At 66.3% G+C, this 14,326-nt stretch carries 11 protein-coding genes; all 11 read right to left on the reverse strand.

Annotated elements, in window-relative coordinates:
• Positions 1-1,236, reverse strand: coding sequence for a VWA domain-containing protein (locus tag EJ067_RS07405; RefSeq protein WP_126085371.1), 1,236 nt, complete (start codon positions 1,234-1,236; stop codon positions 1-3).
• Positions 1,229-3,517 (reverse strand): DUF5682 family protein, encoded by a 2,289-nt coding sequence (locus EJ067_RS07410; protein WP_126085372.1) that lies wholly within the window; start codon positions 3,515-3,517, stop codon positions 1,229-1,231. The genes EJ067_RS07405 and EJ067_RS07410 overlap by 8 nt, the downstream gene beginning before the upstream one ends.
• Before the next feature lie 3 nt (positions 3,518-3,520).
• Positions 3,521-4,600 carry an AAA family ATPase gene (locus tag EJ067_RS07415; RefSeq protein WP_126085373.1) on the reverse strand — a complete coding sequence of 360 codons (1,080 nt, stop codon included), beginning with the start codon at positions 4,598-4,600 and terminating at the stop codon, positions 3,521-3,523.
• A 19-nt stretch (positions 4,601-4,619) separates the two neighbouring features.
• Positions 4,620-5,846 carry a DUF5691 domain-containing protein gene (locus EJ067_RS07420; RefSeq protein ID WP_245468193.1) on the reverse strand — a complete coding sequence of 409 codons (1,227 nt, stop codon included), beginning with the start codon at positions 5,844-5,846 and terminating at the stop codon, positions 4,620-4,622.
• A gap of 215 nt (positions 5,847-6,061) precedes the next feature.
• Positions 6,062-7,459: an SWIM zinc finger family protein gene (locus EJ067_RS07425; RefSeq protein WP_126085375.1), complete on the reverse strand. Its 1,398-nt coding sequence runs from the start codon at positions 7,457-7,459 to the stop codon at positions 6,062-6,064.
• Positions 7,460-7,571: 112 nt separating this feature from the next.
• Complete coding sequence (locus tag EJ067_RS07430; RefSeq protein ID WP_126085376.1) at positions 7,572-8,849, reverse strand: trehalase family glycosidase; 1,278 nt, start codon at positions 8,847-8,849, stop codon at positions 7,572-7,574.
• A gap of 16 nt (positions 8,850-8,865) precedes the next feature.
• Positions 8,866-9,906 carry an ABC transporter ATP-binding protein gene (locus EJ067_RS07435; protein WP_126085377.1) on the reverse strand — a complete coding sequence of 347 codons (1,041 nt, stop codon included), beginning with the start codon at positions 9,904-9,906 and terminating at the stop codon, positions 8,866-8,868.
• A gap of 21 nt (positions 9,907-9,927) precedes the next feature.
• A complete protein-coding gene (locus EJ067_RS07440) occupies positions 9,928-10,773 on the reverse strand; it encodes a carbohydrate ABC transporter permease (RefSeq protein WP_126085378.1) in 846 nt (281 codons plus the stop codon).
• Between the two features lie 30 nt (positions 10,774-10,803).
• Entirely contained in the window at positions 10,804-11,649 is an 846-nt protein-coding gene (locus EJ067_RS07445; RefSeq protein ID WP_126085379.1) for a sugar ABC transporter permease, read from the reverse strand.
• A 72-nt stretch (positions 11,650-11,721) separates the two neighbouring features.
• A complete protein-coding gene (locus EJ067_RS07450; protein WP_126085380.1) occupies positions 11,722-12,993 on the reverse strand; it encodes an ABC transporter substrate-binding protein in 1,272 nt (423 codons plus the stop codon).
• A gap of 37 nt (positions 12,994-13,030) precedes the next feature.
• Complete coding sequence (locus EJ067_RS07455; protein WP_126085381.1) at positions 13,031-14,074, reverse strand: substrate-binding domain-containing protein; 1,044 nt, start codon at positions 14,072-14,074, stop codon at positions 13,031-13,033.
• Positions 14,075-14,326 lie beyond the last annotated feature (252 nt).

Genomic DNA, 14,326 nt, shown 5'->3' on the forward strand with positions numbered 1-14,326 from the left:
TTACTCGGCGGCGTTTGGCGTTTCGGCGTCGGCGCGAATGAGCTTGATGTCCGCTCCGGCGGCCCAGGCGCCGATGTCCTCGCGACGCAGTGCCGCCGCCATCATGTCGGGAAAATGATCCGGCGTGCAGGCAAAGACCGGAATGCCCAGCGCTGCAACGGAGCCGGCCATGGACGGGTCGTAGCCGGGACGGCCCTGGTCGGTCAGCGCCAGGAGCACGACGACGTTGACGCCTGACCGGACAAGCGCTGCCAGCCTTTGGAGAAGCTCCTTGCCGTTGCCACCTTCGTAAAGGTCGGTGATCAACACGAAATGCGCCTTGGTCGGCCGCTCGATGCGCTCGGCGCAGTAGGCGACCGCCTGGTTGATGTCGGTGCCGCCGCCAAGCTGGACGCCGAACAGCACCTCGACCGGATCGCTGAGCTCTTCCGTCAGGTCGACGATCGCGGTGTCGAAGCAGACGAGCTTGGTGCGCACGACCGGCAGCGACGCCATCACCGCCGCGAAGATCGAGGCATAGATCACCGAGCTCGCCATCGAGCCGGACTGGTCGACGCAGAGCGTCACCTCGTCGAGGTCGACCAGGCGACGCTGGCGGCGCATGAAACCGACCAGCTTTTCCGGCACCACGGTCTTGTGTTCCGGCTGATAATGGCGAAGGTTCGCCGCGATCGTGCGCGGCCAGTCGATATCGCGCTGCCTTGGCCGGTTGGTGCGCCGCGACTTGTCGAGTGCGCCTCGGATCGCCTCGGCGGTCTTCTGCTCGAGACGCTGCATCAGCTTGGCGACGATGTCGGAAATGATCGAGCGCGCGATGTCCTTGGTCTTGTCCGGCATCGCCGAGCGCAGCGAGACCAGATCGGCGACGAGATTGACGTCTGCCTCTATCGCCTTGAGGAATTCCGGCTCCATCAGCATCTGCTTCAGGTTCAGCCGCTCGAAGGCGTCCTTCTGCACGATTTGGACGACCTGTTCGGGGAAGAACGAGCGGATCTCGCCCATCCATTGCGCGACGCGCGGCGCCGAGCGGCCGAGCCCGCCGCGCCGCTTGCGCTGGTCGGTGCCGGGATCACCGCTGCCATCGCCATAGAGTGCGTCGAGCGCCGCCGAAAGCCGGCGATCTTCCGCCGAGAGCGCCGAGGAGACCTCGTCGTCGGCGCCGATCGCCAGGCGCCAGCGGCGCTCTCGCGCTCCTTCCTTCGGATCGAGGTCCGGCCCAATGGTTTCATCATCCATGGCTGGACTCCCCTGCAAGCAGCTTGCCGAGGACACCAAAATGCCTGCGCCAGGCCGCACCGCCATCCGGCGCCGGCGTCAGCCCGGCGGGCAGGCTTGCCCGGCGGCCGAGCACCGCCTCGATCAGGCGCCGGCGCTCCATGCTGTCGAGATTGGAAAAGACGCGGCGCAGCAGCGGCAGATGCGCAACGAAGGCCTCCTCGTCGAGCGATGCCAGCCAGGCATCGACGGCGCCACGCAGCCCTTCGTCGTAGATCAGCCGCTGGCCGGCGCCGCTGAAGAAGCCTTCGAAGAAGGCGGCGGCATCGGCGACCGGCGTTCCCGGCGACAGGCGTCTCGCCAAGAGGTCGGCCGTGGCTTCGGCGGACAGGTGCCCGGCCTCATAGAGAAGATGCGCGGCGCAGCCGGCAACCAGCGCGGTCGAGCGCGAGGAATCGAGCACTGCCGCGAGGCCACCCCGCCAGGCCTCCAGAACATGCTCGTCCGACTCCACCAGCTTGATCGCCTCGTCGGCCTTGCGCAGCGCGCCCATCAGTGCGGCCGCAGCCTGGGCGTCGAGGTCGCGCGCGGCGTAGGGCAGCGCGATCGCGCCTTCGATGGTCAGCCGTTCCAAGAGGCCGGCAAGGCGCACCGTCTCGGTCTTGCGCGCTTCGCCGTAGCGGATGATGTCGGCAAGCGGCGGCACCGAAGCGAGAAGTTCCAGGCACTCGCTGCTGTGCGCCGCCTTCTCTTCAAGTGCGGCCAGGCCGGCTGCTGATGCCTCGTTCAGTGCCGCCGTGATGGCGCTCTGGACCAGCGTGGCCAGAGCGTCGAGCGTCGTGGCGGCGCCGATCATCTGGACGAGGCTGCCATTGGCGGCCTTCTCGATGGTTGGTCCGTAGATCAGGTTCTCGACCAGGCGAACGGCATATTCCGGCTGCCAGGCCAGCAACCAGCGCTCGCGAAACGTGCCGCGGCTGCGGCCGACATCCGTCAGCCTGCCCCAGCTCACGCCGAGCACGTTCAGCCGATGCAGCAGCGTCGACCGGAAGAGCCCGCTCTCGCTGCGCAGATCAATGGAAAGCTCCCGCTCCAGAGCTTCGGGCTTCAGGCGGGCGGCTTTCTGGTTGCGCTGCAGGTCGTCGATCAGCGGCGCGAGCGGCGTGTCGGGCGGGATCTCGCCGACATCGGCGCCGAGCAGCAGCTCGGCTTCGACCATCTTCCACAGCAGGGCCTCGCCGTTGAAGAGCGCCGCGATCGAGGCATCGCGCAATTCCTCGAAGCCGGGCTTCGGCCGCTCGCGGATCGCGGCGAGCGCCCGCGCCAGGCGTTCCGCCTCGATCAGCGAGGCGGTGGAAATCATGTGGCCCTTCGCCCGGAGCACTGCGGCGATCCTGGCGAGCCACAGGACCGAGGCGTCATGCTGTCCGCGCGTTTGCCACAGATGCTTGCACCAGCCTGGCGCGACGACGCCGGCGCCGTAGCCATAGCCCAGCGCCAGGCGCGGCGCCGTCCATGGCGCAAACGTCATCGTGGTCTTGCGCCCGCCGATGCCCTTCAGCAGCGCCTGGTCGCTCTTTTGCGTATGCGCTGCCTGTAATGCCGGAACATGCCAGGCGCCGCAGACGACGGCCAGCGGCCCATCGAATTCTTTCCGCGCGGCGGCGATCTCGAGGCGCATATGCGCCTCGCGCATGGCCTCGAACTTGACGATCGCGCCCTCGCCGTCGCGCAGCGTCGTCATGGCGTCGGCTATGGCCGCGAAGATCGGCCCGGGCTCGGGATTCTGCTCGATGATGTCCGACCACCAGCTTTCGCCGTCCTCGTAACCGGCGGCGCGCGCCAAGGTGCCGATCGGATCGCGGATACGGGTGGCGTCTTCGCCCTGACCTTCGGAGGTCTCCGCTTCGGTGGCCCCTGCTTCGGTGGCCCCTGCTTCGGTGGCATCGGCGTCGGTCGAACCTTCAGCCGCCGTCCCGGCAAGTCGCGCCGCGGACGGCAGGTCGATGAAGCGCAGCGCCGCCTTGTTGGCGACGGCCCACAGCGCCGCCTGATATTCCGGAGAGAATTCGGCGAAGGGCCAGAAGCTCGTCGCTGCCGGATCGTCCTCCGGATAGCAAAGCAGCGCCACCGGCGGCTTCATGTCGGGGCTGGCGAGCAGCGGCAGCAGCGGCGAGGCATCCGTCGGCCCCTCGATAAGCACGGCCACCGGCTGCACTTCCTGCAACGCCTTGACCAGGCTCGCGGCGGAACCAGGCCCGTGATGGCGAATGCCGAAATAGCTGATGCCGGGCTGCGTCATGGTTCAGATGGCCGCATTGAGCGCCGCGCAATAGCCGGCATAGTCCGGCCGTTTCTTCAGCACCGTCTCCAGATATTCCTCCAGCACGACCTTGTCCTGGACCGGATCCTTGACGATGGCCCCGACCAGGCTGGGCGCCAGACCTTCGGCATGCAGCTTGCCGTCGTCGAACCACGCCGCCTGGCTGAGGCCGCTGACCATGGTGGCGATCGCCTCGGCGGTCGACAGCGAGCCCGACGGCGTCTTCAGCGTTACCTTGCCGTCGGCCGTGGCGCCGGAGCGCAGCTCGCGGAAGATGGTGAGCACGCGGGCGATCTCCTCGCCGACATTTTTCGGCACCGGCAGGTCCAGCCCGCCGGCCATCTCGCCGACGCGCCGGGAGACGATCGAGACCTCTTCCGCCATATCTTCCGGCAGCGGCAGCACTACGACATTGAAGCGCCGCTTCAATGCCGAGGAGAGCTCGTTGACGCCCTTGTCGCGATTGTTGGCGGTGGCGATGATATTGAAGCCGCGCTGGGCGTAGATCGAGGTGTTCAGCTCCGGCACCGGCATCATCTTTTCCGACAGCACGGTGATCAGCGTGTCCTGCACGTCCGAGCCCATGCGTGTCAGCTCTTCCAGGCGGCAGAGCTTGCCTTCCTGCATGGCGCGGTAGAGCGGCGTCGGCACCAGCGCCTCCTGGCTCGGGCCTTTCGCCAGCAGCTGGGCATAGTTCCAGCCATAGCGGATCTGGTTCTCGTCGGTGCCGGCGGTGCATTGCACGATCAGCGTCGAGTTTCCCATGATGGCGCCGGCGAGATGCTCCGAAACCCAGGATTTCGCCGTTCCGGGAACACCCAGCAGAAGCAGCGCCCGGTCGGTCGCGAGCGTCGCCACCGCCGTTTCCATCAATTGCCGGCGGCCGACATATTTCGGCGAAATCACCGTGCCGTCGCTCGCCTTGCCGCCCATCAGATAGGTGAGCACGGCCTTCGGCGACAAGCTCCAGCCGACCGGCTTCTGGCGGTCGTCGCCGCGTGCCAGCGCCTGCAGTTCGGTGGCATAGACCTGTTCGGCCGGAAGGCGGATGGCTGCGTTCATGCGATCTTCTCCGGATTGATCATCTGTCGGATTGGGAAGGATTTCCGGCCAGCGCCGCGTTGAGGCGCAGCAGGCCGAGCGATGGGGAAGCGGGCGGCAGGCCGGCGGCGACGACCTCGCCGATCAATTTTTCCGCCGTCACAGGATTGGCCAGAAAGCCTATGGCTTCGAGATATTGCTCGGCGTTTCGTTTCATGACGTCGTTGTCACCACAGACGGCGGAACGCAGCGCCGAAAGCGTTCTGCCGTTTGCAAGGTCGGCCCATTCCAGCCAGCCTGCTTCCGCGCCTTCGACCAGGTTGAGCGCGGCCAGATTTTGCGCGTCATTCAGGATCTGCCTGATCAGGACACGCTTCCTGCCGCTGTCCAAACGCAACATGAGCTGGAGGACGAGAAGCGCCAGCTTGCCGCCAGCGGCGACAAGCAAATCCGCCGAACAGGCCACCGCAGCATCGCCGCCGGACACCGAGACCATTCGAACGAGAAAGAGATCGGCACCGTCATCGATGCCGAACTGCCATGCGCCGATGAAATCGGACTCCGTCTTGCCGAAGCGGGCGACGAGATCGCCGAAGTAACAGGATGCAAACAAGTCGGCGCGACGTGCTTGTTGCGCAGGCGATTTGAGTTTTATCGGCGCGTAGGTAGCGCGGCGGCGAATGAAGCCGGATTTGCCTTCCTCGATGAAGGCGGCGAGCTCAGCAGTCGGATCATCCGACCCGCCATCCGTCGAATCGGCACGCTCCCCTAATCTCGCCAGCAGCCGGCCGGCCATTTCGCGCACCTTGCCTGAGCGATCGGCGGACAGGCTCTTCAGGAACGGCACGTCATCGGCCCCTAAGCCGAAGCGCAAGAGTTCGATGAGCGCCAGCCTGACCTCCGCAGGCTCGCTTGCCCCTTTTGTCTCGATAAGGGTCCGCGCCAAGGCAGGCATGGTGCGCCGTAAATCGACCAGCGCGGTACGACGCGCGGCGGGATAGAAATCATCCCAGCTTTCCGCCGTCAGATGCTCGCGTCGGGACCGTTTTTCGCTGTCCGCGCCTGCCTGCCAGTCGACCCAGGGAGCATAGACGTCCGGACTTTCCTGATATGACGTTGCGGGCATCCAATCCATCGGATGCAGCACGAAGCCGCGGCTGGCGACGAGCGTGGCCACACGGGTCTTGAGCCTCGCATCGGTTGCATATTTCAACGCTGCCCGCAGCAACGGCCGCAGCCGGTCGGGAAGCATCGGCAGCGCAAGCACCGGCAGCGGCGGGCGCCGCTTCAGGGTTTTCGGCGCCGCCGGCCGCAGCGCGACGTCCAGCGCCTGCGCGGCGATCGCGAGCAGCCGCCGCTCCTGCTCATCCGGGCTTGAAGCAGTCGCAACTTCCTTCCATTCGATAGGGGCAAGATCGAAAACGGCGCCGCCGGAAATCCAGCCGTCGCGCAGTCTCGCCAGCCCTGACTGCTCGAGCTCGTTCATGAGAGATCGACCCTCCCGATGCTGCTCTGCGATGCCAGAAGCTCGAGCCTGGCGCCATTCCAGAGCGCCGCCGTCGCCGCGAGGTCGAGGCCGAGCAAAGTCTGGCTGACCGAGCCCGCGACAGGCAGCGCGATGGCATGCGGATCATTCGCCGCCTGCCACCAGGCGCCGTCCCTGTCGTCCAGCGCGATCGCGCCGGCTGGCAGGAGGACCGGGCAATCGGCCAGCCATGGCGCGCCATCCTGGAACGTGGCGTAAGCGGCCAGCGGATCGGCCGCATCCGGGGCGAAATCTGGCCAGCTGCCCGGCGCCGCCTCGCCCAGACGTTCCGCGACCAGCGCCCGCAGCGGATTGCGCGACGGATAGAACACCAGCCTCGCCTTGAAGCGGTCTCCCGGCGCGAAGGCGCCGGATCGCCGCCCGGCCGAGGCCGGGAAGAAATCGAGCAGGAGGGCAAAGCGCGGGATTGAGCTCCTCAGGTCGAGCAGCCATGTGGCGTGACTGACGAGGCCGTCGCGGCGGGTCTCGATCTTCTCTCCGAGCACCTCCCAATCGCTCTCGACCTGGACGGCGTCCGGATTGGCGAGGATCTGGTCGCGTGTTTCCGACGTCGAAACCAGGCGCTTCAGCTCGGCATCCTCGGGCGCCGCGCGCCAGGCCTTGGCGAGAAGCACCAGCTTGCCGAGCTCGCGGATCGCCGCGTCCGGCCGTTCTTCGCTGCGCAGTGCCATCAGCCGCGCCGGCAGCTCGTCGATGCGGCCGGCAAGCGCGGTGGCCTTGAGGTCGACAAGCCTGGCTGCGATGCGGCGGCAGCGCTCGCTGCACGCATCGACAAAGCCGGCAAGGCCGAGCCGAAGCTGATCCGCGATCCATTGATCGAGTTCATCGAGCGCCGCCGAGACGGCGCTTCGGGTATCCTCGGCGCGCTTTCGTTGCGCCGCCTCGCGGCGCTCGACGGTTACCGCATCTTCGACCGGGGCGACCTGCTCCGACCGCGTTGCCTCGTCGATGCTTTTGCCTTCCGACCGGGTTGCGGTCGGCGCAGATGGTTGACCCGGCTTGCGGCGCCGGCCGAGCCAGTCGTTCACCCAGTCGGGCGTCTGGTCGACGCGCGCGAAACTGGTCGGCGCCGTGGCGCAGATCCACGCCAATGCCAGGATGTGTTTGCATGGAAACTTGCGCGATGGGCAGGTGCATTTGTAGCCATGGTCGCCGGTATCGAACATGACCCGGTAGGGATTCGACCCGGAGCCCTGGCATTCGCCCCAAATGAGCCCCAGCTGATCATTCGTCTCGAGGCGAGGCCAGTTCGAGCGCTTGGTCAGCTTGGCGGCGGCGCCAAGCGAGGCCTGGTCGGGGGCTAAAGCCTCGATTGTCTTCAAATCCAGCTGCAAGCCGCCCGCCCCTCATGACCCGAAGCACGATGTCGCGACGATTGATAGCCGTTTGCGGCGCGCTGGTGTAGCTCCAGCCGCCGCAAAGTTTATGCGCTCGATGAACGCACTCTTACATTCCGCGCAAAAACTCGATGACCATCGCCGCTGTCCAGGTGAAGCGGCCGCCGCCGAGCGGTTCACCGATGAGCGGGTCGTAATATTCGGCGAATCCGCTTTCGGTGATCAGGTCGAGGCTGGAGCGGGTGATACGCCCGGCGACCTCGGTGTGGCCGGCGGCGAGAAGGCCGTCGGCGATCATGTAGTTGACCACCAGCCAGACCGGGCCGCGCCAGTAGCGCTTGGCATCGAAGCGCGGATCGCCGGGATCGTGCGATGGCACGATGTGGCGCGCCTTGCCGGCGAGCCGCTCGACGCTTGCGGCGATCGCGGCGGCGCGCGCCTCAGGAACGGCGGCGAAGGCCGGCAGGATGCCGCCAACGGAGGCACTGTCGAGGAGCTTGCCGGTGACGCGGTCGAGGCAGAGATACTGGCCATGCGCCTCGCTCCACAGGCGCTCCATCGCAGCGATGCCCTTTTCGGCGCGGGCGCGGTTGGCGGCGGCGATCCCGGTCTCGCCCAGCGCCTCGGCAAGATCGGCAAGATCGGCTGCGGCACGGATCAGGATTGCATTGAAGCCCGGATCGACGACCTGGAACGGCGAGGCGTCGTGCAGCCTGGCATTGTCCCAGCCGAGCCCGCGAAAATGCTGCACCAGCCAGAGATAGCGGTCGTACTGCGCTTGGGTCGGACGATGCGCCGGGTCGGCGTGCAGGATGTCGCGGCGGGTGTAGGGTTCGACACCTTCGGTCGGCACGCGCTCGAGCGCTTCGTCCCAATCGATGGAATTGTCGCGGCCGGATTCCCAGGGGTGGATGATCGCGACCAGCCCCTCGCCTTTCGGGTCACGGTTTTCGTAGAACCAGCGGTGCCAGGCGTCGATCTTGGGCAGTAGGCCGCGAGCCCGCTCTGCCGCCAGCTTCCTGTCGCTCGCGCGGTCGAACAGGCGGCGCACGGCAAAGCCGGCGACGGCCGGCTGGGTGATGCCGGAGGTCGCGGTCGGACGGCCGGTGCGCCAGATTTCCGGTCCAGGAAAATAGCCGTCGTTCCAGACATGGAAGACGATGTGCGGCACCATGCCGTCGGGCCATTGATGCGCGAATAGCGTCTCGATCTCGGTCCAGGCGCGCGCCTCGTCATAGTGGGCGAGACCGAGCGCCGTCAGGCAGGAATCCCAATTCCACTGGAACGGGTAGAGCCCCTTCGTCGGGATGGTGTAGTCGCCGTGGTCGTTTTCCTTCAGCACCTCGACGGCGCGGGCGATGATGTCTTGGGCGGCAGAGGCGGTCATGGCGGATCGAGGTCTTTCAGAGGGCATTGGTGGTTTCGGGATCGAACCAGCGGATGCGGTCAGGCTTGGGGGCTAGCCGCAGGCTGTCGCCGACGGCAACAGTGGCGGCGGAGTCCAGCACGGCGCGGAACAAGCCGCCTTCGACATCGCAGGTGACCAGCGTGTGCGGCCCGAGCGGCTCGATGACGCGAACTGTGGCCTGCAATCCATTGTCGCCGGCGTCGACGTCCTCGGGGCGGATGGCGAATTCGATTTTTTGCCTGTCCGATTTCGGGCCGGGCAGCGTCAGGCCGGCCACGCTCCAGCTGCCGTTCGCGGCTTTGGACGCCGGCAGGAAATTCATCGGCGGGTTGCCGATGAAGGAGCCGACGAAGCGCGCGGCCGGATTGCGGTAGACCTCGACCGGCGAGGCCGCCTGGACAATGCGGCCCTGATGCATGACGGCGATACGGTCGGCGAGGCTCATCGCCTCGACCTGGTCATGGGTGACATAGATAGTCGTCGTCTTCGACGCCGCGAGCACGCCTTTGAGCTCGGCCCGCATCTCCAGCCTGAGCAGCGCGTCGAGGTTGGACAGCGGCTCGTCCATCAGGATGACGTCCGGCTCCATGGCGAGCGCGCGGGCGACGGCGACGCGCTGGCGCTGGCCACCGGATAGCTGGCCGGAATAGCGCTTCAAAAGCTGCTCGATATGCATCAGCTCGGCGGTGCGGTTGACGCGCCGCTCGACGTCGGCGTGCGGCAGCTTCTTCATGCGCAGGCCGAAGGCGATGTTCTCGAACACGGTCAGATGCGGGAAGACGGCGTAGTTCTGGAACACCATGGCGATACCGCGGTCGCGCGGCGGCAGATGGTCGACGCGGCGGCCGCCGATCCAGACCTCGCCCTGGCTCGGCGTCTCCAGCCCGGCGACGATCCTGAGCAGCGTGGTCTTGCCGCAGCCGGAGGCGCCGAGCAGCACCATGAATTCCTGGTCGGCGATGCTGAGGTCGACCTGATGCAGCGCGGTGAAGCCGCCGAAGCGCTTGGCCACGCCCTTGATCGCGATTTCAGCCATAAGCATTCTCCGTCGCGCAGGTCATCGGTTGGCGATCCCCCACATGGCGAACAGATATTTCCTGACTGCGAAGATGAAGATCAGCGCCGGCACGACCAGCGCCGCGCCGCCGGCGAATTTGAGGTAGAGCGGCGACTCGCCGAGGCTCTGCAGCAGGAAGGCCGTCAGCGTGCGGTTCTCTATGGTAAGCACGGCGGCCGCGAACACTTCGTTCCAGGAAATGGTGAAGGCGAACACCGCCGAGGCAGCGATGCCAGGCAAGGCCAGCGGGAGGATCACCTTGCGAAAGGCCTGCCAGCGGGTGCAGCCAAGCGTCCAGGCCGCCTCCTCCAGCTCGACCGGAATGCCCGAGAACAGCGAGAAGGTGATCAGCACGGCAAAGGGCAGCGCCAGTGTGGTGTGCACCAGCGCCAGGCCAATCGCGGTGTCGTCGAGGCCGGTACGGATGAACATCACCGCCAGCGGCAGCGCCAAGAGCGGCAACGGGAAGGCGCGGGTCATCAGCACCAGGAAGCGGAACGTGCCCTTGCCGGCGAAATCGAAGCGCGACAGCGCGTAGCCAGCCGGCGCGCCAAAGCCAATGGACAGGATCATCGTCAGGGTAGCGACGAGCACCGAGTTCCACAGCGCCCTGGCGACGCCGGCGAAGTTGATGAAGAAAGACAGGCTGCCAAGATCGAAGGACGGGAAGAAGCGCTTGGGAAAGCCGGTCACGTCCTGCGGCGACGAAAGCGCGTTGACGATCAGGAGATAGATCGGCAGCAGCACCCAGACGCAGAGCAGGATAGCGGTGGCAACGAGCAGCCAGTCTCCGGCCTTGCGGGCATCGGCGGTCGCGGCGACCGGCGCCTCGGCGACGGCGCTCATATGCGCACCTCCTTCATATCCGTGCCTCCTTCATATCCGCGCCTCTTTGGGCACGCGCAGCACTCTCAGGAAGAACAGCGTGAAGCCGATCGAGATGGCGAGGATGAGCAGCGCCGAGGCGGCGGCGACGTTGCGATCCTGCAGCGTGAATTGCCAGTTGTAGGTTTCGCCCATCAGCACCGGCAGATTGGTTCCGCCAAGGGCCGCGACGACGGCGAACACCTCGAAGGCAAGAATGACGCGCAGGATGATCGCCGTCTGCAGCGAGGGGCGGAGCAGCGGCAGGGTGATGCGCACGAAGCGCTTCCACGGGCCGGCGCCGAAGACCTCAGCGGCCTCGTGATACTCCCTGGGGATCAGCCCCATGCCGGCGACGAGAATGACCATCATGATCGCCGTGGCACGCCAGATCTCGGCCAGGACGACGGCGATGAAGATGGTGAGCTTGCTCTGGTAGCCGAGGAACATGACCGGCCGGTCGACGATGCCAAGGCTGGAGAGCAGCGTGTTGAGGAAGCCGGACTGGTCGAAGATGGCGAGCCAGATAAGGCCGGCGGCAAGGTCTGAAATGCCGAGCGGAATGGCGAAGATGTAGAGCGCGGCACTACGCCCGGCTTCCAGCCGCGAGACGATGCTTGCCATCAGCAGCGCCATGGCGAGCTGGATCGGCACGACGATGGCAGCAAGCAGCAGCGTGTTGCGGACGGTGGCCGGAAACTTCCAGCTGCCGGCCATGGCGCGGAAATTGTCGAGGGTGAAGGCGCCGTCGCGGGTCACCGCTTCGAAAGCGACAAGCACAAAAGGATAGAGGAAGAAGACGCACAGGAACAGCGTCGCCGGCATCAGCAGCAGATAGGGCAGAGCCTTGCCGTTCATCTTAGCGTCCTTGTTTGCTGCGGTCTGGGCGCCCGGAGCGCAACAAACTCCGGGCGCCCCCTCGGGAGGATCCTATTCGACCGGGCAGGCGCCCTTAGACGGCTTGTCGGGCGCCCAGCACGGCGCCTTGGCCTGGTCGATGATCGCCTTGAGCGCCGCCGCCTGCTGTTCGAGGACGCCATGCACGTCCTCACCGCCGAGCACGATGCGCTCGAAGCTGTCGGTGTAGACCTGGTTGAACTTGCCGCCGAGATCGCCGAGCCCCATCGGCGGCAGCGCCGGCAGCGCATCGGGCGCGCTTGTCATGGCGGCGATCACCGGGCCAAACTTCTTCACGGAGGCCGGCACGTCGTCGGGCAGCTTGACGTCGACGACGGGGAAGAAATTGGTCGCCTTCAGCGTCGCGATCTGCGTTTCCGGCTTCAGCATATAGGCGACAAGCGCCTTGGCCTTGTCGACATCGGGCGAAGTCTTGGGGATGGCGACGCCGGCCACCACCGGCATGAAGCCGCGGCCGGCGGGACCGGCCGGCGCCGGGAAGGCGACAAAGTCGTCGGGCTTCTGGTTGAAGGCGTCGGCGAGGCGCGCGACATGGTCGAACGCCACCCACACCTCGCCCGACAGCAGCGGCTCCTGCATGAAGGCGTAATTGGTCGAGTTCGGATTGGTGTACTGCCACAGCTCCTTGAACTTGTTCCAGGCGGTCTCGGCCTCCGGTGAACGGAACTTGGTCACCATCGAGCCGGTGTAGGACGGATAGAGAAAACCTTCGAAGAAGCGGTGCTTCAGTCCCTTCGGGCCGGCCGGAAAGCCGAATTTCGGCGAGCCGGTCTTTTCGGCGATGTTTTTCGACCATTCGATGAGCTGGTCGTAGGTGATGGTGTTGAGATCGACACCCGGCGGCAGATATTGCAGCGCCTGCTTGTTGGCCGCCATCAGATAGGTGGCCTGCATCCATGGCATGTATTTCTGTTCGCCGGTGCCGAGCATGCCGAGCTTCTTGTAGGCCTCGTTGACCTTGACCCCTCCGACATCGACGGCGGAGAGATCGACAAGGCTGGCGCCGACCGTGGAGAAGTCGCCATGCAGGCCGCCAAGCAGGCCGATGGCGCCGGAGCCGGCCTGCAATTCGGCCTGCAGGCGGGTGAGCCAGGGGCCGTCCTCGGCGACCTGATAATCGACCGGGCCGTCGAAGCCCTTCAGGACCTGGTCGCGCATCTTCTGCGTCTCCTCGACCGGGCGCGCCTGCGTCGACCAGAACAGCACCTGCTCGGCGTGGGCGCCCGCAGTGGCCAGCGACAGCGCCAGCGCCGCGCCCGCCAGTTTCCTCAATGCGTTGATCATGCTCTTTCCTCCCTGGATATGCGCCGTCACGCCGGCGTCAGTTTCTTGCCTGCGGCGCGGGTCCATGGCTCGCCCTCGGCACCAGCGTCGGCCGGATCAGCCGGGTCAGCGGCTCCGCCCGCTTGTCGGCGATGACGGTGAGCAGCATGTCGGCGATCTCGCGCGCGCATTGGCGGATCGAGGCATCGAAGGTGGTGAGGCCCGGCGGCGCATAGGCCGATGCGACGACATTGTCGAAGCCGATGATAGAAAGGTCGCGCGGCACCGTGAGCCCGGCGCGTGACGCCTCCTCCATGACCGTCAGCGCCAGTTCGTCGAACAGGGCGATGATCGCGGTCGGCCGATCGGGCGCCTGCAGCATGCGGTTGACGGCCTGGATGCGGGCGCCGCGATCGAAGCGGGGCGCGGTTGCCACGTCGAGCCGCACCGAAGGATCGCCGCGGCGGGCGATCGCCGCGGCGAGACCGTCCTGCCTGAGATGTCGAAACGTCATCGGCTCGGAAATCGTCAGCAGGCCGAAATGGCGGTGGCCGAGATCGTAGAGCATGTCGAAGGCTTCGCCGAAGGCATGGGCGCCGTCGGTGTCGAGCCAGTTGTAGGCAAAATCGCTGTCGAGCAGCCGGCCATGCGCGACGAACGGAAAACCGCGGTTGCGTAGATAGGCGAGGCGTTCGTCCACTTCGGCGATACGGGTGACGACGACGCCGTCGGCCCGGCCGGATTCGACGACATGGCGCAATACCGCCAGTTCGGCCTGGTCCTGCGCCGCCGTGGCGAGGATGAGGTCGGCGCCATGCGCCACCAGCCCCTCGCCGAGCCCGGTGACGAACTCGCCGAGGAAGGAATCGACCAGATTGGGGCCGCGGATCGGCAGCACCAGGCCGACGAAGCCGCTGCGGCCGGAAACCAGCGTGCGCGCCGCGGTGTTGGGCACATAGCCGGCCTGGCGCGCCGCCTGGGTGACACGCTCGCGCGTCTTCAGCGCGATCTGCTGATGGCCGGCAAGCGCCCGCGACACCGTCGTGATCGACAGGCCCAGGCTGGCGGCAAGCTCTTTCAGCGTGGTGACACGGGCCGGCAATCGTTCCTCCCGAACGCGATGTTGAAACGTTTGTAATCGCCTTTCGCAGAATTGCAAACGTTTTAAATTTTGTGGGAGATGAGACGTCAAATGGCACAGGACTGCTTCGGGTTGCTTTTCCGAAATGTCCGGAGACCAGGCGCCGATGGATTCAGCGCGCGGTTGGCCATGAGAGCGGAAGCGCCCGACCGGGAGAAGCGCGTGAGGATGCCATGCCGATGCCGCGCCCGCGGCGGGTCACCACCCTGCCCG

This window comes from Mesorhizobium sp. M1D.F.Ca.ET.043.01.1.1, assembly GCF_003952385.1.
In the GTDB taxonomy this organism is placed as follows: Bacteria; Pseudomonadota; Alphaproteobacteria; order Rhizobiales; family Rhizobiaceae; genus Mesorhizobium.

What these genes read in the sequence shown, in the direction of transcription:
- EJ067_RS07405 (WP_126085371.1), bottom strand. Translation starts at nt 1,236, where the DNA reads ATGGATGATGAAACCATTGGGCCGGACCTCGATCCGAAGGAAGGAGCG.
- EJ067_RS07410 (WP_126085372.1), bottom strand. Translation starts at nt 3,517, where the DNA reads ATGACGCAGCCCGGCATCAGCTATTTCGGCATTCGCCATCACGGGCCT.
- EJ067_RS07415 (WP_126085373.1), bottom strand. Translation starts at nt 4,600, where the DNA reads ATGAACGCAGCCATCCGCCTTCCGGCCGAACAGGTCTATGCCACCGAA.
- EJ067_RS07430 (WP_126085376.1), bottom strand. Translation starts at nt 8,849, where the DNA reads ATGACCGCCTCTGCCGCCCAAGACATCATCGCCCGCGCCGTCGAGGTG.
- EJ067_RS07435 (WP_126085377.1), bottom strand. Translation starts at nt 9,906, where the DNA reads ATGGCTGAAATCGCGATCAAGGGCGTGGCCAAGCGCTTCGGCGGCTTC.
- EJ067_RS07440 (WP_126085378.1), bottom strand. Translation starts at nt 10,773, where the DNA reads ATGAGCGCCGTCGCCGAGGCGCCGGTCGCCGCGACCGCCGATGCCCGC.
- EJ067_RS07445 (WP_126085379.1), bottom strand. Translation starts at nt 11,649, where the DNA reads ATGAACGGCAAGGCTCTGCCCTATCTGCTGCTGATGCCGGCGACGCTG.
- EJ067_RS07450 (WP_126085380.1), bottom strand. Translation starts at nt 12,993, where the DNA reads ATGATCAACGCATTGAGGAAACTGGCGGGCGCGGCGCTGGCGCTGTCG.